The organism is Sorangium sp. So ce117, from assembly GCF_051524395.1.
In the GTDB taxonomy this organism is placed as follows: domain Bacteria; phylum Myxococcota_A; class Polyangia; order Polyangiales; family Polyangiaceae; genus Sorangium; species Sorangium cellulosum_B.
In genome coordinates this window covers 3,200,001-3,220,993 of the sequence record NZ_CP150309.1, presented here as the reverse complement: position 1 = coordinate 3,220,993, position 20,993 = coordinate 3,200,001, and the positions used below count along the sequence as shown (strand labels likewise).

Sequence of the window (20,993 nt, the reverse complement as noted above, 5' to 3'; positions counted from 1 at the left end):
CGCGCCGCGGCGCCGTGAGCCGACCTAGCCGCCGGCGACCGGCGGGATCAGCGCGACATCGTCGCCGCAGCTGATCTTCTCGTCCGCATGGGCGTAGGTCCCATTGACAGCGAGGCGGATCGAGCGCCGGTGCGGCGTGAGCGCCGGATAGCGCCGGCACACCTCGCCCATGAACTCCTCCACCGTGCAGGGGCCGCTCAGCTCGAAGCGTACCTCCGAGGCCCCGACGATGTCGCGCGCGCCCCCGAAGGCGAGCAAGTTGACGGTGCTTTCCATGGCTGAAACGTACCATCCCATGCAGCTCGACGCCGGAATGCCCGACCGATCCCTCCTCCCCGCTGAGGTAGCGGACACGCTCGAGCTCGAGCTCGAGCTCGAGCGCGGAAGAGGCCGATCTCTGCGGGCGTCATCGCAAGCGACCGGCCGATGTGGGGTGCTGAGTCGATCGGGGTACCGTCGAGTCGAACGTGGCCAAGAGGAGATGGTGTCCATCGAGTCTCACCTTTCGTGAGCTGGAGACTCGGCCGCCGTCCTTGCGGGTCCGCGCCTCGAACACCATCAGCGTTGCATGCCCGGCGCTGCCGTTGATGTGTAAAATCAGCCAGGTGGACGCAGGAGGAATGTGGCATGCTCGCGACAATGCCGCTCCCAGGTGCCGCCGGTGCTCGGCGATCGGAGGGCCAGACGTCGACGGCCGACGTGCACGGCCGGCCGATCGGCGATCTGCGAATCTCGGTCACGGACCGGTGCAACCTCCGCTGCTCCTACTGCATGCCGGAGGAACAGTACGCCTGGCTCCCCCACGATGACATCCTCCGGTTCGAGGAGATCAGCTTCCTTGTCGACGTCTTCGCGGAGCTGGGCGCCGCCAAGGTGCGCCTGACGGGCGGCGAGCCGCTGCTGCGCCGCGAACTGAGGACGCTCGTGCGGTTCATCGCCGACAAGCCCAGGATCCACGACATCGCGATGACCACGAACGGCGTGCTCCTCGCCGAGCACGTCCACGCGCTCCGTGCGGCCGGCCTGCACCGGATCACCGTCAGCCTCGACACGCTCCACCCCGAGCGCTTCAAGGCGCTCACCCGCCGCACCACCCACGCCCAGGTCCTCGAGGGCCTGCGCTCCGTGCCTGCCGCCGGGTTCACCGCCACCAAGATCGACACCGTGGTGATCCGCGGCGTGAACGACGACGAGCTCGCGGATCTCATCGAGTTCGGCAAGACCATCCCCGCCGAGGTCCGCTTCATCGAGTACATGGACGTCGGGGGCGCGACCCAGTGGTCGTACGACAAGGTCTTCTCGCGCGCCGAGATCATCAGGTCGCTCTCGCGCCGCTACGGCCGCGTGGAAGCGATCCCGAGCGAGGGCGCGGCGCCGGCCGCCCGGTTCGCGCTCCCCGACGGGACGACGTTCGGCGTCATCTCCTCGACGACGCAGCCGTTCTGCAGCGCTTGCAATCGCAGCCGGCTGACGGCCGATGGGATGTGGTACCTGTGCCTCTACGCCCCGCGCGGCACCAACCTGCGCGAGGCGCTCCGGCAGGGCGCCTCGCTGGAGGAGATGACGGCCATCGTCGCCCGCGTGTGGAGCGCTCGCTCCGACCGCGGCGCCGAGGCCCGCCTCGCCAACCGATCACGCGGCGCGCTGCTCCCGGCCATCCAGCTGAAGCGCGACGCGCACCTGGAGATGCACACCCGCGGCGGGTGAAGCGCTCCGCTCCTCGAGCCATCACAGAGGATCGATCATGCGTCTCGACTCACCCTGTGGAAGCGCGACGTGCGCATCGAGCTCTGGACCCACACGAGCGACGGGCTGACCGAGATCGATTTCTACTTTGCCGGCAAGTGTGACCCGCTCGAGCAGGGCTGACCCACGGGGCCCCTGGGTAACGCGGCGCTCAGGCGACAGCCCCCTGGCGCTCCAGAGCCCACGCCTCGGCGAGCGCGAGCGCCCGGGCGTTCTCGGGGATGCTCTCCAGGAAGCTCTGCCGCAACGCCGGCCTGCCGATCTTCGCGGCGCGCTCGAGGAGCCGCGAGCGCGCCGCCTCGATGACCTGCGCGGCGCGCTCGCGCTCGCCGGCGGCGCGCAGGGCCTCGGCGTAGGTCAGGCGGATCAGCGACTCTCCCTCCTCGGCCATCCCCGCGTCCTCGATGAGGCGGAACGCCTCCTGCGCGCTGAGAAGCGCCTCGGCCGCCCCCTCGGGCCCCCCTCCCATCCGGGCGCGCGCGAGGATGGCCAGCGCCACCGCGCGCAGGAGCGGCGCCACGTCGAGCAGCGCCGCCGCCGCGCCGGCCTCGCGCGCGGCGGCCTCGCCGTCGCCCGAGAGCAGCGCCGCCCGGGCGAGGTACGCGCGCGAGAGCCCCTCCATGCGCCGGTTGCCCTGCCGGCGCGACGCGTCGATGGCCTGCTCGAGCAGCGCGCGGGCCTCGTCGATCTGGCCCGCCTGGAGGAGGGCGTGCCCCAGGTTCTGCCGCGCGGTCGGGAGCATCTCGTGCAGATCCATCCGTGTCGCCTCGGCGACGGCCGCGCGCAGCAGCTGCTCGGCGCGCTCGAGCGCGCCGAGCTCGGTGAGGATGAAGCCCATGTTCAGCTGGACAGAGCAGGCCTGCCGGCGGTCGCCGGCGCGCCCGAACGCCCCGGCCGCCGCCTCCAGGGCGTCCACCGCGGCGGCGTGATCGCCCGCGAGCGCGGCGCGGAACGCGACGGTCTGGTGCAGCCCCCCGACCGCCTCGTCGTCGACGGCCGGAGGATCCCCCGTGAGGCGCAGGCTCTGCTCGAGCAGCGCGTCGGCGGTCGCGTGCTGGTTGGCGAGCATGAGCTCCGCCGCGCACCAGGAGAGGCAGAGCACCACCGCGCTCAGCGCTCCCTCGGCGGGCGCCGCCGCCGCGAGCCGCGCGGCCCACGCCCCGGCGCGATCGACGGCGCCCTGCTTGCTGGCGCTGGCCAGGGCCGCGGTGAGCGCGCGGTACCATGCGCCCGACCCCGGCTCGAGCAGCGCGACCGCCTCCGTCGCGCGCGCCTCGGTGGCCGACAGCTCGCCGCGCCACAGGTGCGCCTCGGCCTGGATCAGGCGCAGCGCGCCGAGCTCCCGCCCGCCCGCCCCGCAGGCCACGCCCCGCTCCGCGCGCGCGAGCGCGGCCGCGAGGTCGTTGCCGCGGAGCGCCCCCTCCGCCGCGGCGCAGAGCCACCGCACGGCCCGCTCGGGCTCGCCGCCGCGCTCGCAGTGCCCGGCCAGGACCAGCGCGTCCCGCTCCCCGGCGTGCTCCAGCCACTCGGAGGTGAGCCTGTGCCCGAGCCGCTGATCCGCCTCGGTGAGCATCCTGTACGCCGCGTCGCGCACGAGCCCGTGCCGGAACGCGTACTCCACCTCGCCCGGGAACCGGGACGCGGGCCGCCGCGCGATCCACTCCTGCCGCTCCAGCGCGAGGAGGCAGCCCGCGAGCGCGGCGTCGTCCCGGTCCACCCCGAGCAGCCGGGCGACCGCGCCCCACCAGAACACCTCGCCCAGCAAGCTCCCGGCGCGCAGCGCCCGGCGCGCCTCCAGATCGAGCCCCTCGAGGCGCGCCTGCACCATCGCGAGCGCGCTCTCGGGCGCCTCGTCTGCGTCGCGGCCCTCGGCGCCCTCGGCCGCCACGCGCAGCATCTCCTCCAGCAGGAACGGGTGCCCCGCCGCGCGCCGGACGAGCCCCTCCACCTGCTCCGCGGGCGCCTGCTCCCCGAGCGCCGCGCGCACCAGCCGCTCGCACGCGAGGGCCGGCAGCGCCCCGAGCCGCATCGCTGTCGCGCCCCGCTCGGCCCACAGCCCCGGGAACACCTCGTCCACGTCGGGCCGCCCGAGCCCGAGCACCAGGAGCGGGCTCGACCGGAGCTGCCCGAGCGCCGCGTCCACGAGCTGCACGGTCGGCAGGTCGCCCCAGTGCAGGTCCTCGAGCACCAGGAGCACCGGCCCCGTGCGGCACTCCGCCTCCAGGAAGGTGAGCCAGGCGCGCCGCACCTGGTCGGCCATGAGCATCGGGTTCTGTCGCGCGGCGCGCAGCTCGCGCCGATCCGCGTCCGGGAACGGCGCGCCGATCACCTCGCCCAGAAACTCCGTCACCCGCGCCTGCTCCGCGGCGTCCACGGATCGCGCGACGCGCGCGGCGAGCTTCTCCCGGCCGCGCTCCTGGGGCTCGCCCTCCGCGATCTGGGCCGCGCGCCGCACCACCTGGGCGAGCAGCCCGAGCGGCGCCCCGGCCCGCACCGCGTCGCCCTGCGCAGTCCAGATCTGGGGCGGCGCCTCGCGGCCGCGCATCCTGCGCGCGAGCTCGATGCGGAGCCGCGACTTGCCCACGCCGGCCGCGCCGATCACGAGCGCCGCCTGGGCGCACGACTCCGAGGCGCACTGGTCGAAGAGGAGCTCGAGCCAGCGCAGCTCGCTGCTCCGCCCCACGAACGGCGTCGGCTTGCCGAGCAGCGCGCGCGCCTCCTCCAGAGGCTCCTGCTCGCCGAGCAGCGCCGCCCCGCGCTCGCCGTGCGCCACCTCGAAGCGCGGGCCGAGGAGGGACGCGGTCATCGCGTCGATCGCGATCGGCCGGAGCGCGTCCCCTGCGCCCCGCTCCGCGGCCGTGAGGTTCGCGATGGCGCGGTCGATGACGGGCCCGAGCGGCTGGGTCCCGTCCACGACCTCCCAGCCCGTCGCGAGCGCCACGTCGGCGCCCTGCAGCAGCGCCTTGAGCGAGAGGGCGCACCGGGCCGCGCTCGCCGCGAGATCCGTGGGCGCCTCGGCCCCCGTGAGCAGGGCCGCGATCGATCCGTCCCGGAGCAGCTCCACGCGCGCGCCGTGCAGGTCGATGGTCCTCCGGATCGCCTGGAGGAGGTCGAGCGGCCAGCGGCACTGGCGGGTCAGGCCGCGCGCCGGCGCCGTGCTCGCCTCGCTGGACACGGCCTGCGCCGGCTGCGGCGGGTGCGCCGGCTCGGCCCGGCGCGCCGCCAGCACCACGCTGACCAGCCGCCGCTCGGCCGTCGTGAGGCCGACCGACGGCGAGAGGGGCACCGCGCTCGCCTCGCGGATCTCCGGCGCGCGCAGCTCCGCCGCGACCGCGAGCGCGTCCCCGGGCCGCAGCCGCCGATCCTTGCCCAGGAGGCGCGAGAGCAGCGCGTCGAGCGCCGGGGGCGCGCCGGGCCACAGCACGCGGAGGCGGGGCGCCTGCTCGAAGAGCACCTTGGTGAGCAGCGCGACGACGTGCACCCCCCCGAACGGCGGCCGCCCGGTGAGGCACTCGAACAGCACGCACCCGAGCGCGTACAGGTCGGCGCGCGCGTCGATGTCGGGCTCGCCGCGGACCTGCTCCGGCGCCATGTAGGCGGGCGTGCCGATGGGCGCGTCGGGGTTGGTCAGCGTGTACGTGACGTCGGGGGCCCGCGCGATCCCGAAGTCGAGGATCTTCACCGCCGCGACGTCCCCACCCGGCAGGAAGAGGTTCGCCGGCTTGACGTCCCGGTGGACCACCCCGCGCAGGTGCACGGCGCCGAGCGCCTCGGCGGCGCGCGCGGCGAGCGCGAGGCCCTCGTCGAGGCCCAGCGGCCCCCGCCGGAGCCGCGCCGCGAGATCCTCGCCGTCGAGCCACTCCATGGCCAGGTACTGCCGGCCCTCGGCGGTGACGCCGTGGGCGACGTGCCGCGCGATGGCGGGGTGGTGGAGCCCCGCGAGGACCCGCGCCTCCCGGCGGAACCGCTCGGCCTGCTCGGCTTCCACCTGTTCCGCGTGCAGCCCCACCTTGAGGGCGACCGGCTCCCCGGTCGCGCGGTCGATGGCCCGATAGACCGCGCCCATTCCCCCGGATCCTGCGACGCGATCGAGCTCGAAGCGACCTGCAAACAGGTCCCCGGGGCGCATGCGCGGAGTATCGGGCACGCACGCCACACGTGCCAGGGCGGAGCGCGCGGCCAGGACGGACGCAGCGTCCCCTGCCTCCTTGCCTGGAATCTTCCTGCCTTCGAGCACGCCGACACGGGCAGCCCCAGCGCCGCCGAGGCCGTCTTTCGCCGACGACTCCCACCTCGGCTACCTGGCTCCGTCCGGCTCGTGTTTCTCCTGGGGGGCCTTGCGGGATCCATGACAATGGCCAGCCGCGCCGCGCCGGATGACGAGGCGCATCGACGTCGATGGGGGGAGAGCGCACGTGAGCCACACGTTGTCGCGCATCACGGTCCTGCTCCGTGAGCGAAGCGAGGAGATCATGGGCCGGTGGATGGTGCGCGTGCGGAGCGCGCCGAAAATCCCACGGGCCCGTGGGCTCACCGATGAGGACTTGAGAGATTACACGCCGAAGCTCCTCGACGACCTCATCGACTCCCTCGCGCAGCTCGCGCAGCCGGGCGCGCCGGACGGAGCCAGCGGCCCGGAGATCGGCAGCTCGGAGGCCGCCAAGGTGCACGTCTCGCATCGCATCGCCGAGGGCTACTCCCTCGCGGAGGAGCTGCGCGAGCTCGGCCTCCTTCGCGCCGTGATCGTGGACCTGTGCGCGCGGGAGGGGGTAGTGCTCGGCGGCGAGGAGGCCCAGCTCGTGCACTCGGCGCTCGACGAGGTGATGATCACCGCGGCCGTCGACTACGAGCGCGCGAGCTCGGCCGATCTCCGCCGTGACGTCGCGCTCCACGAGCTGTTCATCGCGGTCCTCGGGCATGACCTGCGCAACCCGCTCTCGGCCATCCGGTTCGCCACCGCCGCCCTGCTCAAGCGCGAGGACGTCACGACCGCCGCCGCGAGGCTCGCCCAGCGCATCGCTGCGAGCACGGAGAGGGCGGTGCGGATGGTCGAGGAGCTGCTCGACCTGACGCGCATCCGCTCCCACCATGGTCTTCCGGTCGAACCGGAGCCCGTCGATCTCCGCGCGATTTGCCAGCGCGTGGTCGAGGAGCTCGAGCTCGCCCACCCGGAGCACACCATCCGCTTCACGGCCCACGGCGACGAGCGGGGCACGTGGGATCCGGGCCGCATGGGGCAGCTCCTGTCGAACCTGATCGGCAACGCCGTCGACTACAGCCCGCCGGAGGAGCCGGTGCAGGTGGAGCTGCGCGGGCACAAGAATGGCGTCGTGATCGAGGTGACGAACCGCGGGACCCCGATCCCGCCCGAGCTGCTGCCCGTCCTCTTCGATCCGTTTCGCCGGAGCGAGCAGAGCCAGCGGGTCGTACAACGCTCGAAAGGGCTCGGGCTCGGGCTCTTCATCGTCAAATCGATCGCCGACGCGCACGGAGGCTCCATCCAGGTCACGAGCACGCTGGAGGAGGGCACCACGTTCCGCGTCACGCTCCCCCGCTCGTCGTAGCGCGGTCGCTTCGCCGACACACGCCGTGGCGCGGCGCTCAGACCGGCCTCAGCGCCGGCCAGGCCAGCTCGATGCCCTCGCGGACCAGGAGCGCCTGGAGCTCTTCGCAAAGCGAGCTCCGGGCGCGCACCTGCCGCGGCAGCACGCGGCGCTCCAGGCAGAACGTCGCGAGCAGCCCCGCCGCCTCGCCGACGCTCCACTCCACAGGGTGGACCCGGTAGGCCCCGTTCGTGATGTGCGTGACGCCAAGGTTCTTCCCGCCCGGCAACAGGTTCTCCACCCGCACCGGGATGAGCGCACCCAGCGGTATCTGGAACGGCCAGCAGCCGAGATCGAGGTACCCGGCGCCCCCGACGCGCGGGTGCAGATCGATGCGATAACACCCGATCCCGACGCTCTCCTCGAACGTCGCGGGGCCGTCGGGCCGGAGCGGATACGCGATGTGCTGCTCCAGCACCGTGAGCTCGGCCCGGATCCGGCGGGACTCGCGGATGTAGGGCGCTGGCGCGAGGCCGTCGACCGTGCCGCCGACAACGTCCCCGCGGAGGCGCAAGCCTGGATATCCGACCCCGCCGTCCGGGCGAGGCGCCTCGGTCTGCATCCAGTACAGAAGGCTCAGGCTGAGGTTCCGCGCTGCGTCCAGGTTCCGCGCGGCCTCCGCCTCGTCGACGCCGCAGACGGGCCCGAACCAGTAGTCGTTCTGTGGCCAGTTCACGATGGTGATGTCGCTCGGCGCGAACCCCGGTTCGAAGACCGTCCTGTCGAGGATCCGCCGGAAGCTCCACCAGGGATGCCGGTCTTCCGCGGCGAACAGACCTCGCGTCAGAGGCTCGAGTGTATCGGGTCGAACCGCCGTCCAGTCCAGCAGCCGACCCGGCCAGCCGGGCGGCTCGAGGGAGCGCCAGCGCTCGTACTGAGAGGGCCTGTCGATTGTATGGTCCTCTCCTGGGTGGTGCTCGATCGCAAAGCAGACGGTGATCGCCTGCTGGGCCCCCGGATCCGCGCGCTCGGGGGCGTGCGGCTCGCAGGTCTCCGCGCGAGACTCCGCCCCGAGCGCGTGCTCCACGCCCGCGAGCGAGAGGAGCTCGCCATGAGGCGTGGCGTCGATGAAGAGGTCGGCCACGAGGAGGACATCGCGGCCCGATTCCAGCCCTCGGACGACGACGCCGGTCACCCGATCGCCGTGCGTCGACGCCGAGATGGGCCGGTGAGCATGGAGCGCGACGAGGCGCCCGTTGAGCCGATACGGCGCGATCATCTCGTGCAGGACCGCCACCGCGACCCGCGGATCGTGGCACAGGCGGCTGACCCAGCCGTTGCCGGGGTTGAGCTCGGGGAGCGCCCTGGCCGACGCGGTGAGCGGGAGATGCCTGCGGTAATACTCGCGGATCCCCTGGCGCAGCGCGCGGTAGCTCCGGGTCGCCCCCATGTCCTCGATCCACGGGTGCTCGTCCGGAGGGACCGCCTGGTTCGTCAGCTGGCCCCCGAGCCAGTGAGTCGCCTCCGTCAGGACGACGCGGCGCCCCGTCCGGGCCGCCGCGAGCGCCGCCGCGCAGCCGCCGAGCTCTCCGCCGATGACGGCGACGTCGGTCCGGATCACGTCCATCGCCAGCTCCCCGCGCTCACGCGCTCTTCCGCGCGGGTTGCGCCGCCGGAGCTCGCCGCGCGAGGAGCTCGGTGACGAGCTGGTTGGTCTCCCTCGCCCTGGCCTTCAGGCCGGGGAGCAGCCGGCGGATCTTCGCGCGGATCTCGTGACGCGTGTCCCACGAGCGATCGAGCCTGGCGATGAGCTGCCCGGAGCTGATGCTCCCGAGGGGCGGGGTCTCCATCTCGAGGTCCTCGATGAACCCCGCGACCTTGGACGCGTAGGGCAGCGCGACGAACGGGGTCTCGCGGAGCGCCGAGAAGATCAGGAAGTGGAGGCGCATGCCCACCACGAACTCGAGGTGCCCGACGAGGCTGAGGATCTGCTGCGGCGTGTACCGTCGCCTCAAGACCTCTGCCCGCTCGGCGTTCTTCATGTGGGCGACGACCGCGTGGCTGTGCTGCACGTCCGTCCGTTCCATGGACACGAACACGACGTCCGCGTCGAGGCGCTCGACGACGAAGTCGGCGGCGTTGGCGAGCAGGCCATAGTACTCGTCAGGGTCGATGTCGGGCGCCGCCGGGCCCGGCTCCCTGACGGAGAAGCCGACAAGGTGCCGCTCGAACTCGACCCCCTCGGCCCGGATGGCCTCGATGGGCAGCGCCTCCTCGCGCAGCAGCAGGGCCGGATCGGCCGTGAGACGGATCTCGCGATTCACCCCCACCTCCTCGAGGAGGCGACGTCCCTGCTTGTCTCGTACGGTGACGATGTCCGCGGCGTTCAGCGCCGCCCGCACGGCTTGCTTCGCGCTCGGGTCCGACAGCGGCCCGGCGCTCACGGCGTAGATCACGACGGGCACGCCGCGCTCCTCCGCGATGAGCGCCTCTCTCAGATAGACCGGCGCGTCCCGATCGTACAGGATGCCTCCCCCGCCGAGGACGAAGAGATCCAAGCGCTCGATCTCGGCGGTCGATTCCATTCGTGTGAGGTCACGAACGGGGACGACGCGCTCCACCTGGTGGCGCATCTTCGTGTCCTCCGGGCACAGCGAGAACACGGTGATCTCCGCTGGTATCGACGCCCGGAGCTGCGTGACGATGCCATCGAGGATGGCCTCGTCGCCGAGGTTCATGCCGCCGTAGGACCCTGAAATCCCGACCCGGAACGGCTGGTTCGCCTTGTCCATCGTGGGCTCCTCCCGCGAGCGCCTCCGCTCGATCGCCGCGCCGTCACGTCGAGCGCGGCCCTCCGCCAGCTGCGACCTGCTCGGTCGTCCGAGATCGTCAGCGCAGCGCAGGACCTTGCCACGGCGGCGGCGAGGCGCAATGTCCGCCGGCGGAGGACGCACCATGGGACACGCGCAGGCGCGGGCGACCCGGAGTGGATCGAGAGAGCCAGGCGACGAGGCGCGCCCGGCCAAGGGGCTGCGCGCGGTGCGAGCCGCGGCGCGGGTCGCCCCGGCCGCGGCTGTGGGTGATGTCGTGGACGAGGCCTGTCAGCAATCGTTCCCTGCCAGCGACCCGCCCGCCTGGACGCCTGTGATAGCCGGCCTGCCGCGCGACGACCGGCCAGAATGCCCCGACCTGGGATGACCGTCCCCGTCCGCACCACCGCGCGGATCTCGCCGTCATCGCACAGATGGAGGCCGGTGTCCGGGACCGGCGCGCCCTCGTCGGCGCGCCTCTAGAGAACGGTCATCTGTGCTCGGTCAGCAGGCGGTCGCGCTCGATCTCGACAGCTTCATCGTCAACCCGACGATAGGGCTGATGGCTGAATTCTAGATCCAGAGCACCGGACGATCGACGCGCGCACCTCAGCGGAGCGCGGCCGCGTGGTCCTGCGCGAACCGCTCGAAGCCGATCGGCTCACGCCCGGTGACGTCCTTCACCGCCGAGGTCACGCCGGCGCCGGCGCCGCTCCGGTAGAGCCGGTTGAGGTCGATCATCGCATCGGCATAGAGATCGGGGATCCCGCCGGCGACCATACCGGCCTTCGCCGCCTCGTCGGACACCGCCACATAACGCACCTCCTTGCCGAGCACGCGCGTGAGGATGTCCGCCGCCTCGCCGTAGGAGAACGCCGATGGGCCGGAGAGCTCGTACGCCTTGCCTTCATGGCCCGAGCTCGTCAGCGCCAGCGCCGCGACCCGCGCGATGTCGCGCACGTCGATATGGCTGATCTTCGCGTCGGCCGCGGGCAGGTAGAAGGCGCCCTGCGCTTTGATCGAATCGGCCATGTAGGTCACGAAATTCTGCATGAAGCCGTTCGGCCTGAGGAACGTCCAGGCGAGGCCCGACGCCTCCACCGCGCGCTCTATCGGTCGATGGATCTTCGCGAACGAGTACGCCTCGTCCCCGGCGCCCCAGACCGAGAGCTTCACCAGCCGCTTCACCCCGGCGGCCCTGGCCGCCTCGACGACCCGGATCTCCGCTTCGATCTGCCCGGCGCCGCCGGACCCCAGCAGAAACACGGCATCGACACCGTCGAGCGCCGGCCGCAGCGTCTCCGGCTTCGCGAAGTCGAGGATCACGGCGTCGTGCCCCGCGGCCTTCGCCCTCTCGGCCTTGTCGCTGGAGCGGTGGGCGACGCGGGGCTTCACGCCCATCGACTTCAGCTCATCGAGGAGGGCGCCTCCGACAGTCCCTCCGGCTCCCGTCACGAGAATCATGGGTGGTTCCTTCCTGATAACGCGGGTCTCGGCGCGCCTCGCAGCGGCGTCACGCGGCTCGCGTGCCCCGCACGATGCGGGCGAACGTCCTTGGTGGCAATAGATCCGCGTCGGCCCGCTCGACGCCCCGTCGCTGGTCGCCCGGCGGCACGGCGACCCTCGGCCATTGCGCGAGCCCCGCGGCGGCGCGCTCGTCCCGAAGACCCGCGTCTTTCTGGACAGGGTGGCGGCCTGGTTCACGAGGAGCGGGAGCTGCGCGTAGCGCGCTGCTCTTCGCGTGGGAACGGAACCGCGCGGCGTTACGATAGCTTATCGCTCCCGAAAAGCGGCCGAAACACGCGCCGTCCGATCATGGCAGGGTCCCCGCGGCGGTGCTCGCCGGAGGGGCGCTGTTCTCCCCACCTGGAGGCATTGCGCGTGGTGACCCCTGCCGACCTCGCCATCAAGGATCTCGGCCCTTGCCGGCACCCCTCGCCCGTCGCCGAGAAGCTCGGCGAGAAGGCCACGGTGTACGTCGGCGAGGCCGACAAGGTGCTGTTCAACGATCGCCTGTCCGCCGTCCTCGCGGACGCCTCCGGCGCGCGGCCGCCGGCGTTCGAGCTGGCCGGGCCGCGCAACCGCGTCTTCTGGGATCCGAAGGAGGTGCGCGCCGGCATCGTGACGTGCGGCGGGCTCTGCCCCGGCGTCAACAACGTCATCCGCGGCCTCGTGCTCACGATGGCGCAGAGCTACGGCGTGCCGGAGATCTTCGGCTTCCGCTACGGCTACGAGGGGCTCGTCGCCCGCTTCGGGCACGCCCCGATGCGCCTGGATCCCCGGAGCGTCGAGGAGATCCACCGCATGGGCGGCACCGTGCTCGGCACCTCCCGCGGCAACCAGGACCCGCACCAGATGGTGGACACGCTCGAGGCCCTCGGCATCAACGTCCTCTTCGTCGTCGGCGGCGACGGCACCATCCGCGGCGCGATGTCGCTCGTCCGGGCCATCGAGGAGCGCCGCCTGTCGATCGGGGTCGTCGGCGTACCCAAGACCATCGACAACGACATCAAGTTCATCGACCGCAGCTTCGGCTTCGAGAGCGCCTTCGCCGCCGCCGTCGACGTCATCCGCAGCGCGCACGTGGAGGCCTCGGGGGCGAAGAACGGCATCGGGCTCGTGAAGCTGATGGGCCGCCACTCGGGCTTCATCGCGTGCGCGGCGGCGCTCGCGTCGGCGGACGTGGACGTGGTCCTCATCCCCGAGGTCCACGCGGAGCTCGACGGCCCGAGCGGGCTGCTCGCGCACCTCGAGCGCCGGCTCGCCCGCCACGGCAACGCCGTGATCGTCGTCGCCGAGGGCGCCATGCAAGAACACTGCACCTCCAGCGCGGAGCCCATGGCGACGGATCTCAGCGGCAACCTCAAGCTGAAGGACATCGGCCTCTTCCTGCGCGACCGCATCAACGCGCACTTCCGGGCGCGCGGCGTCGAGGCGACGCTGAAGTACCTGGACCCGAGCTATCATATCCGCAGCGTCCCCGCGTCCCCGTCGGACAGCGTGTATTGCTGGAACATGGCCCGGAACGCGGTCCACGCGGCGATGGCGGGCAACACCGAGATGCTGATCGGCCGGTGGCACGGCCGCTTCGTGCACGTGCCGATGCCCCTGGCCGTCCGCATGCGCAAGCAGGTCGACCCGACGGACGACCTGTGGATGGCCGTCGTGGAGGCCACGGGGCAGCCGCTCTCGTTCTGCTAGCATTCCTGGCAGGAGTCCGGCCGGGGATCCGGAGGGAGATTTCAACGCAAAGGCGCAGAGGCGCAAAGGCGCAAAGGCGCAAAAGAACAATTGGATCGGCCATCTCCCCGCGCGCCGCGGGCTCGCCCCGTGCCATATTGGCCGGCATGAAGATCTCGTTGCCCTCTCGCTCGCTCGTGCTCGCTGGCCTCGCCTGTCTCGCCGGCTGTACCAAGGAACCCGCGCCGCAGGCCCCGGGAGTCGAGGCTCCGCCGGCGGCCCCGTCGGGGGCGGAGACCTCGCCTGCGGCGCAGCCCCCGCCGGCTGCCGGCGGCGAGCCGCGCGCTGCTGCGTCGGAGCTTCGGTGCGAGGCCGACGCCGACTGCGTGGCGTCCTGCGCGCGGGCCGGGCAGTGCTGCGACCAGCTGTGCCCGCCGTGCGACCAGGCGTTCCACCGCGACGCGCTCGCGGAGCTCCAGAAGTGGCGCGCCGCGAGCTGCGCCGCCGAGAGCTGCCCGGTCGCAAAGTGCATGGCGCCGAAGGAGGACTCGGTCGCTCGCTGCAAGGCGGGCGCGTGTGTTGTCGAGCGCGTCCCGCACATCGACCGATGAGCCGGCGCTCGGGATGAAACCTCCCCGACACCCGCGCGAAACCCAGGAAACACCTTCCCACAGCGCCCACGGCGCGTTTTGCCACAGGCTGCATCCGCGCCACACCGCTCGAGCTCTACGTGAGCGGGCGGCGGTCTCCGGCCGCCTTCATGTCGAGACCGCCGTCCGTGGCCCTGCGCTTGCATTGCGCGGCGCGTAGGGCGCGGGAACATCGCGATCCCGGCGGCGAGCTCTCCTGGAGCCCACGGCGCTCGCCGTGCTGGAGGACGGACCCTCGCCGGGATCGCAGCGGGAGGTCCCTTGGGCATCGAGATCCAGCAAGACCACTTCAAGACCGTCGATTATCGGCTCTTCAAGACGCGGCTCCAGCAGAACCTCGCGGCGCTGGAGATGGTGCTCGCCCGGCCGGGGTTCGGCCACGGAGAAGCGACGATCGGCACCGAGCTCGAGATGTTCCTCGTCGATCGCGAGGCGCGCCCCGTGCCGATCGGGGCGGAGATCGCGCGCGCCGCGGCGAGCCCGATGATCACGCCGGAGATGGGCGCGTTCGACATCGAGCTCAGCACCCAGCCCGTGCCGCTCGCTGGCAGGCCGCTCTCGGCGCTGCGCGAGCAGATGCGCGCGACCGTCGAGGCAATCCGCGAGCGCGCGGCGGCGCGAGGCGCGCGCGTGGTCCCGGTCAGCATCCTGCCGACGTTCCAGCGGCGCGACTTCAGCCCTGCGACGATCACGAACCTGCCCCGGTACCGGGCGCTCGCCGCGGGGCTCTGCAGGCTGCGCAGGGCGCCCTTCCATATCCAGATCGACGGCGCCGAGCCGCTGGAGCTCACGTCGGACGACCCCGCGATGGAGGCGGCGAACACCGCCTTTCAGATCCACCTCCGGGCCACGCCCGACGCCTTCGCGCGGCTGTTCAACGCCGCCATGATGATGACCGCGCCCGCGCTCGCGGCCTCGTGCAACTCGCCCACCTTCCTCGGCCACAGGCTGTGGCACGAGACGCGGGTGGCGGTGTTCAAGCAGGCCGGCGACGATCGCCCGCCGGCGCCCGGCGCGGACTGGAAGATGCCGGCCCGCATCGGCTTCGGGACCGGCTGGGTGCGCGACGGCGCGGCGGAGCTCTTCATGGAGAGCGTCGCGCTGCACGAGCCCATCCTCCCCGTGTGCGGCGACGAGGACGTCGTCGGCTGCGCGCGGGCCGGGGGGATACCGCAGCTCCACGAGCTCCGCCTGCACCACGGCACCGTCTGGAACTGGAATCGACCCGTGTACGATCCGGCCGGCGACGGCCACTTGCGGATCGAGCTTCGCGCCTTGCCGTCCGGGCCCACGCTCGATGACATGCTCGCGAACGGGAGCTTCCTGCTCGGGGGCATCCTCGCGCTCGCGCCCTCCATCGCAGAGCTCCTGCCGTCGTTCCCGTTCGAGCTCGCCGTGAGGAACTTCTACCATGCGGCGCACTACGGCCTCGACGCCGAGCTCGTCTGGCCGGCCGTACCGGGGGCCGCGCCGAGGTGCGTCCGCGCTCGCGATCTCCTCCTCTCGCTCTTGCCGCGGGTCGAGGAGGGGCTCGTGACCGCGGGGGTCGACGGGGACGAGGTCCGCCATTATCTCCAGATCTTCGAGGCGCGGGTCGCCAAAGGCATCACCGGCGCCACATGGCAGCTCCGCGCGCTCTCGGCGCTGGAGATGGGCTCCGCGTCGCGCGAGGAGGCGCTGAAGAAGATGCTGGAGCGGTACATGGCCGAGGTCGACTCCGGAGCGCCCGTGCACGCCTGGGGGACCCCGCGCGCGGGCGCGACATGAGGTCGCCGATGAGCCAGGACGCCACGAGATCCCTCGCGGAGCAGCTCGACGCCCGGCTCGCCGCGCCGGGGGCGATGGACGCGGCGCGGTTCGAGGCGTTCCTCGAGGCCCAGCGGCGGCTCGGGCTGGTCCACGGCGCGCGCCCGCTGTGCCGCTACCTGCGGCCCTACCTCATCGCCGAGCAGGACCTCGCCGCGATCGCCCGCGCGGCCGAGCAGATCGCCTCCGCGCTGGAGAGGGTCGCGCAGCGCGCGATCCGGGACGACTTCCTGGCCGAGGAGGTCGGGCTCTCCGCGGACGAGCGCGCCCTCGCGGCCATCGTGCCGGGTCCGGGGCCGCTCCACTCGGTCGGGCGCCTCGACATGCTGATCACCGACGGCGGCTTCTCCTTCATCGAGTACAACGCCGACTCCCCCGCCGGCCTCACCGACCAGATCCTCGTCGAGCGGACGCTGATGGCGCTCCCCCACCTCGCGCCGCTCCGGGACGGGCATGGCCTGCGCACGCCGGCGCCGCACCGGGCGCTCCTCGGCGCCCTGCGCGAGGGCTACGCCGCGTGGGGCGGGCGCGAGGCGCGGCCCGCGATAGCCATCGTCGACTGGACCACGGTCGACACCTCGGCCGAGCTCAGGGTGCTCGCCGACCTGTTCTCGGCCGAGGGGCACCGGACGACGATCGTCGATCCGGACGAGCTCACGTACGACGGCCGCCGCCTCGGAGCGGGCGGGGAGCGGATCGATCTCGTCTACCGGCGCGTGATCACGCAGGAGCTCGTCGGGCGGCGCGGCCTCAATCACCCCCTGATCCGCGCCTACTGCGATCGCGCGGCGTACGTGGCGAACTCGTTCCGGATCAGGCCCCTCAACAAGAAGGCGGCGTTCGCCGTGCTGAGCAACCCCATGTTCTCGGGCCTGTTCACGCCCGAGCAGCGCGCGGCCATCGCGGAGCACGTCCCCTGGACGCGCCGGGTGACCGCGGGCCGCGCCGCGTGGCGGGGCCGCGAGGTGGATCTCGTCGAGCTCCTCCTCGGAGAGCAGGAGAGCTTCGTGCTGAAGCCGAACGACGAGTACGGCGGCAAAGGCGTGATGCTCGGGTGGACGGCGACGCCGGGGGCCTGGAGAGAGGCAGTCCGGGCCGCCGCGGATCAGCCCTGGATCGTGCAGGAGCGGCGCCGCCCGCGCACAGCGCGCATGCCGACGTTCCGCGGCGGCGCCGTGGAGGAAGAGCAGGTCTATTTCGACCTTTGCCCCTTCGTCTTCGCCCGCGGCGTGGAGGGCCCGCTCTCCACCTTCACCACGCGCATGGAGGGCGCCATGGTCCGGCTCTCGGCCTCGGAGGTCAGCAACGTCTCCGCGGGAGGCGGGGTCACGGGGCTCGTGATCGTCGACGGCGCGCGCGCGCCTCGGGAGGGTGCCCGTCATGTGTGAGCTGCTTGGCATGGTGTCGAACGTACCGACGGACATCGTGTTCTCGTTCACGGGGCTCGCGCTCCGCGGCGGGCAGACGGGGCCGCACGCGGACGGCTGGGGCGTCTCGCTGTACGATGGGCTGTTCGCGCGCACGTTCCTCGAGCCTCACCCGGCCTTCTCGAGCCCGCTCGCGCGGTTCATCCGCGAGAACCCGATCCACTCGGCCCTCGCCATCGCGCACGTGCGCAAGATGACGCGCGGGGGAGCAGCCCTGAAGAACACGCACCCTTTCATGCGGGTCCTCCACCGCCGGCACATCGTGTTCGCGCACAACGGCACCTTGCCCACGGTCAGGGATCGGAAGCTCCACGTCGAGACGCCGGTCGGCGACACCGACAGCGAGCACGCCTTCTGCATCCTCCTCGAGGCGATCCGGAGCGCGTTCGGCGAGAGGTACCCGGGCGACGCGCGGGAGCTGGGGCGCCTTTTGTACGAGCTCGGGAACGAGCTCGGCGCCGATGGCGTCTTCAACTTCCTGTTCGCGGACGGCGAGCACCTCTTCGCCCGCTGCGGCGACCACCTGTCCTGCATCCTGCGCCAGGCCCCGTTCGGCGAGGCCACGCTCGTGGACGCGGATCTCAAGGTGAATTTCAACGACCTCCACGGCGTCGGCCCCGACGCGCGGATGGCCGTCGTGGCCACCGAGCCGCTCACGCGCGACGAGCTCTGGCTCAAGGCGACGCCCGGCACGCTGTGGGTCTTCCGCGCCGGCGAGCTCCTGGCGACGTTCCCCGAGGCCCGCGAGGGCTCCGGCCCCGAGCTCCCCGGGCCGAGCACGCTCCCGGGAGCGGACGGACGGGCTCCTTAGAGCGGTTCCCGCCCCCGCCTCTGGTGCACGCGACGCAGAGCGGCGGTCTCCCGCACAGGAGACGGGTCCAGATCGGCGTTTTCGGCGCGGAAGCGCACTCCTGTGCGCTGAGCACCGAAAACGACGAGATGGGCCCGTATCCGAAGCGGGTGACCGCCGCTCTAGCTGCGCGGGCGCGCGAACAGGTCCCGGAAGAAGTCGCTCAGCGTGTGCTCCTTGTAATCGCGGAACTCGCCGGCATCGAAGTAGACGCCGCCGCAGACGCTGCAGTTCTCGTACCAGATGTGCGACTGCTGCGGGTCGACCATGCGCACCATCGGCGTCGAGCAGCGCGGGCACGGCACCCGCCGGATCTGGTTGTTCTTCCGCCCTACCGAGGGGTCGCCGGTGTCGATCTGCTGGGAGCCGTCCATGGCCTTGAGGGACTCCTTCTCGCGGCTGTCGAACCAGATCCCGCCGCACGCCGTACACCGGTCGACATCGATCCCGCCGAAGGTGACGATATCCATCGAGCCCGTGCATTTCGGACAGTTCACGTCATGCTCCAGTGCGGCGTCCGCCGCGGTCGGGAGCGATGGTATCAGACGCCCCGGATCGCGGGAAGAGCGTCGATCGCCTCGCCGGAGACGGTCGGCGGCATGCGTGGTCGCCAGCCGGCGGGCGGGCTGTCCCCCACCGCGCGCACCGCGCGGCGCGCGACGTCATTTCGAGCCCATCTTCTCTTTCACGATCTGCTGCAACCGATCGAAATACGGGCTGTCACGCCGGACGGCGATGCCGAACTGCGATGTCCCGAGCTTCGACTTCGAGTAGACGACATAGCCGGACATCTCGCGGTGGGCCGTCAGATCCTCGGTCATCTGCACGTAATGCGGGTGTGGCATGTAGATGAGATCGGGCTTGTAGGCCTCGAAGAACCTGTCCGCGGAGAACGGCTCGAGCGCGAAGCGCCGGTCGTTCAGGCCGGCCATGTCGATGATCGTCTTGTTGAGGTTCATCGCGCCGAGCATCCCGACCTCGGTCGTGGCGATGACGAGGTCGTCGGGGAGCTTCGAGACGCGATCGATCGCGAACCAGTATTTCTGCGGTCCCGAGGTGTTGCCGTGCTTGACGATGTTGAAATGCCCGAGCCGCTTCGCCGCGACGGCGCCGGCGAGGTCCCTGCCAGCCGCGGCGAGGGGAGTCGACAGCTGGAGCCAGAGGATCGCCAGCGCGGCCACGCCGGCCAGGGGCAGGGCGGCCGGCGCGGGTTGGCCGATCGAGTCGGAGAGCGTCCGCGCGAGCCGGGCGGCGCTCCGGCAAGCGAGGTAGATGAGGCCTGGCAGCGGCGCGTAATAGAACCTCTGCGAGAACCCCATGATCGGCACGACGAACAGCCACGAGTAGGCGAGGCACAGGAGCGTCGCGGCGAGGACCCCTTTGTCGAACGCCGAGGACTCCGCCCAGAAGGCCCTGGGGCCGCTCCTCCTCCCCTCGCCTGCCGGCGCGCCGGGGCTCGCCTGCCGCGCGCCGAGGCCCACGAGCACGTCGAGCGCGATGACGGTGACGAGCGGCCAGAAGAACTCGAGCCAGTCGACGAGATCGATGGTCGGCCGGCCGCGGTAGGCGCGGAGGATCCCTGATCCGTAGAGGTTCGTCGACTTGGCATAGAACGGGAGCGGGAGGGGCGAGCCGAAGTACAGCTTGGCGGCCGCGAGGTGAATGGCGAGGACACCCGCCGTCGCGGCGAGGGCGGCGAGCCCGAAGCGCCGGCGGTCACGGTCGCGCTCGAGCGCGACGAGCGCGAGCGGGACGAGGACGGCGTAGGCCGTGAGCTCAGGCCTCACCGAGAAGGCGAGGCCGCCGAACGCCCCGAGCGCCACCCCGCCGGCGAGCCGGGCCGTGCCGAGCAGCCGCAGCGTGAGGAGCAGGTACGCCGTGAGGAAGCAGAGGCCGAACGACGTGTCCATGCCGCTCACGAAGTGGTCGGTCAGCGTGGACCGGGCGGCGCAGAACGCGACGAGGGCGAAGCAGGACAGGCGCGCGACCTTGCTGTCGCCGGCCGCCCGCAGGACGAGCAGGGCGAGCAGGACGAGCAGCACGGGACCCCAGACGAGGCTCTGGAGCATCGCCGCGAGGCTCGTGTTGCCGCCGGCGATGAGGTGGAACGGCACGGCAGCGACGATGAAGGCGAGCGAGGTGAGCCCGTAGGACGGCGGCCCCTTCGGGTTCCACGCGATGCTGTGGTCGGCGATGATGTTGTGCGCGTACCGCTGGAACATGTACGCGTCGTCCCAGAGCGTCGTCAGGTCGAAGCGCACCACCGTCTTGCACGCCAGCAGCGCGAAGCAGAGCGCCATCGTGATCCAGAAGCAGACCGAGGCGAGCCTGCGCACCGCCTCACGTGGCAGCGACGGAGCGCGCTCCACGGCGTCCTCCGCCGCGCCCTGCCCTGCCGATGCCCCAGCGGACGGTTCAGCTCGCTGCTCCTCCGGCAGCGTGGTTTCTACGTGCGTCGTCATCGTGCTTCGCGCCCTCGACTACATGGTTCCGGCCGGAAGCCCCGCTTCCGCCGTAGGGTTCGCGTCACCGAGGCGAGCGCCGTTGGAAGGCTCGCGGCGCTCGGATTCCCATCGCGGCTCGACGCGTTGCGCCGTCTGCGTGGGCCACTGCCTCAGAGGTCGCATGCGTCGACCATAGTCGCACCTGCAGCGCGCCGTACATCCGGAACCGGCGTGGAAAACTTGCCCCGCGCAGCACGAGGCGGTGCGCGGCCGCGTCCGGCGCCGAGGCGCGCATCGGACCCGGGCCCCGGTCCTTCGCGCGCGGGAAGCCCCGTCTCGTCGGGCGTCAAACACGGTCTCCTCGGGCCGGTCAGCTCACCGAGGCCTGTACGTGGCGCGAAGAACGAGGCCCCCTCGGGCGCCCCGGCCGGCCAGCCCAGCGAGGCGCAGCTCCGCGGGGCGAAGACAAAAGCAGAAAAGCCCGCATGACGTCCGCCATGCAGGCTCTCTTCTGAAGCGTCTCTCGCACGCTGCGAC

The 20,993-nt window shown here is 72.1% G+C and carries 15 protein-coding genes; 8 read left to right on the top strand and 7 right to left on the bottom strand.

The genetic code is table 11. The annotated features are described in order from the left end of the window. Positions 1-24: 24 nt before the first annotated feature. Positions 25-276 carry a MoaD/ThiS family protein gene (locus WMF46_RS12235; protein WP_437915852.1) on the bottom strand — a complete coding sequence of 84 codons (252 nt, stop codon included), beginning with the start codon at positions 274-276 and terminating at the stop codon, positions 25-27. A gap of 351 nt (positions 277-627) precedes the next feature. On the opposite strand from WMF46_RS12235, the gene moaA reads away from it, so the two are divergent. Together moaA and WMF46_RS12225 are read left to right on the top strand one after the other, a co-directional pair. Further along, positions 628-1,707, top strand: a complete 1,080-nt coding sequence (gene moaA, locus WMF46_RS12230) for a GTP 3',8-cyclase MoaA (protein ID WP_437985774.1) — start codon at positions 628-630, stop codon at positions 1,705-1,707. Positions 1,708-1,737: 30 nt separating this feature from the next. Further along, entirely contained in the window at positions 1,738-1,869 is a 132-nt protein-coding gene (locus WMF46_RS12225) for a 4a-hydroxytetrahydrobiopterin dehydratase (RefSeq protein WP_437987890.1), read from the top strand. A gap of 28 nt (positions 1,870-1,897) precedes the next feature. On the opposite strand, the gene WMF46_RS12220 is transcribed toward WMF46_RS12225, so the two are convergent. Beyond that, positions 1,898-5,875: a serine/threonine-protein kinase gene (locus WMF46_RS12220; RefSeq protein WP_437985773.1), complete on the bottom strand. Its 3,978-nt coding sequence runs from the start codon at positions 5,873-5,875 to the stop codon at positions 1,898-1,900. Positions 5,876-6,161: 286 nt separating this feature from the next. Here WMF46_RS12220 and WMF46_RS12215 point away from each other — a divergent pair, with 286 nt between their 5' ends. Continuing rightward, complete coding sequence (locus WMF46_RS12215) at positions 6,162-7,310, top strand: ATP-binding protein (protein WP_437985772.1); 1,149 nt, start codon at positions 6,162-6,164, stop codon at positions 7,308-7,310. Positions 7,311-7,347: 37 nt separating this feature from the next. On the opposite strand, the gene WMF46_RS12210 is transcribed toward WMF46_RS12215, so the two are convergent. The 3 genes from WMF46_RS12210 to WMF46_RS12200 all read right to left on the bottom strand — a co-directional run bounded on the left by WMF46_RS12210 (position 7,348) and on the right by WMF46_RS12200 (position 11,563). Then, on the bottom strand, positions 7,348-8,916 hold the full coding sequence (locus WMF46_RS12210; protein WP_437985771.1) for an FAD-dependent oxidoreductase: 1,569 nt from the start codon (positions 8,914-8,916) through the stop codon (positions 7,348-7,350). Positions 8,917-8,932: 16 nt separating this feature from the next. Then, complete coding sequence (locus WMF46_RS12205; RefSeq protein ID WP_437985770.1) at positions 8,933-10,081, bottom strand: polysaccharide pyruvyl transferase family protein; 1,149 nt, start codon at positions 10,079-10,081, stop codon at positions 8,933-8,935. 627 nt (positions 10,082-10,708) lie between these two features. After that, positions 10,709-11,563, bottom strand: coding sequence for an SDR family oxidoreductase (locus tag WMF46_RS12200; RefSeq protein WP_437985769.1), 855 nt, complete (start codon positions 11,561-11,563; stop codon positions 10,709-10,711). 417 nt (positions 11,564-11,980) lie between these two features. Between WMF46_RS12200 and WMF46_RS12195 the strand changes: the two genes are divergently transcribed. The 5 genes from WMF46_RS12195 to WMF46_RS12175 all read left to right on the top strand — a co-directional run bounded on the left by WMF46_RS12195 (position 11,981) and on the right by WMF46_RS12175 (position 17,973). Next, positions 11,981-13,300: an ATP-dependent 6-phosphofructokinase gene (locus tag WMF46_RS12195; RefSeq protein ID WP_437717219.1), complete on the top strand. Its 1,320-nt coding sequence runs from the start codon at positions 11,981-11,983 to the stop codon at positions 13,298-13,300. Positions 13,301-13,446: 146 nt separating this feature from the next. Next, entirely contained in the window at positions 13,447-13,890 is a 444-nt protein-coding gene (locus tag WMF46_RS12190) for a hypothetical protein (RefSeq protein WP_437985768.1), read from the top strand. A gap of 300 nt (positions 13,891-14,190) precedes the next feature. Then, on the top strand, positions 14,191-15,696 hold the full coding sequence (locus tag WMF46_RS12185) for a hypothetical protein (protein WP_437985767.1): 1,506 nt from the start codon (positions 14,191-14,193) through the stop codon (positions 15,694-15,696). Between the two features lie 8 nt (positions 15,697-15,704). Further along, positions 15,705-17,123 carry a hypothetical protein gene (locus tag WMF46_RS12180; RefSeq protein ID WP_437985766.1) on the top strand — a complete coding sequence of 473 codons (1,419 nt, stop codon included), beginning with the start codon at positions 15,705-15,707 and terminating at the stop codon, positions 17,121-17,123. Next, complete coding sequence (locus tag WMF46_RS12175; protein ID WP_437985765.1) at positions 17,116-17,973, top strand: class II glutamine amidotransferase; 858 nt, start codon at positions 17,116-17,118, stop codon at positions 17,971-17,973. Before WMF46_RS12180 ends, WMF46_RS12175 begins: the two co-directional genes overlap by 8 nt. A 161-nt stretch (positions 17,974-18,134) precedes the next feature. Here WMF46_RS12175 and WMF46_RS12170 read toward each other — a convergent pair whose 3' ends face one another. Then, on the bottom strand, positions 18,135-18,509 hold the full coding sequence (locus WMF46_RS12170; RefSeq protein ID WP_437985764.1) for a zf-TFIIB domain-containing protein: 375 nt from the start codon (positions 18,507-18,509) through the stop codon (positions 18,135-18,137). A gap of 165 nt (positions 18,510-18,674) precedes the next feature. Beyond that, positions 18,675-20,474, bottom strand: a complete 1,800-nt coding sequence (locus tag WMF46_RS12165) for a hypothetical protein (RefSeq protein ID WP_437985763.1) — start codon at positions 20,472-20,474, stop codon at positions 18,675-18,677. Between the last annotated feature and the right edge of the window lie 519 nt (positions 20,475-20,993).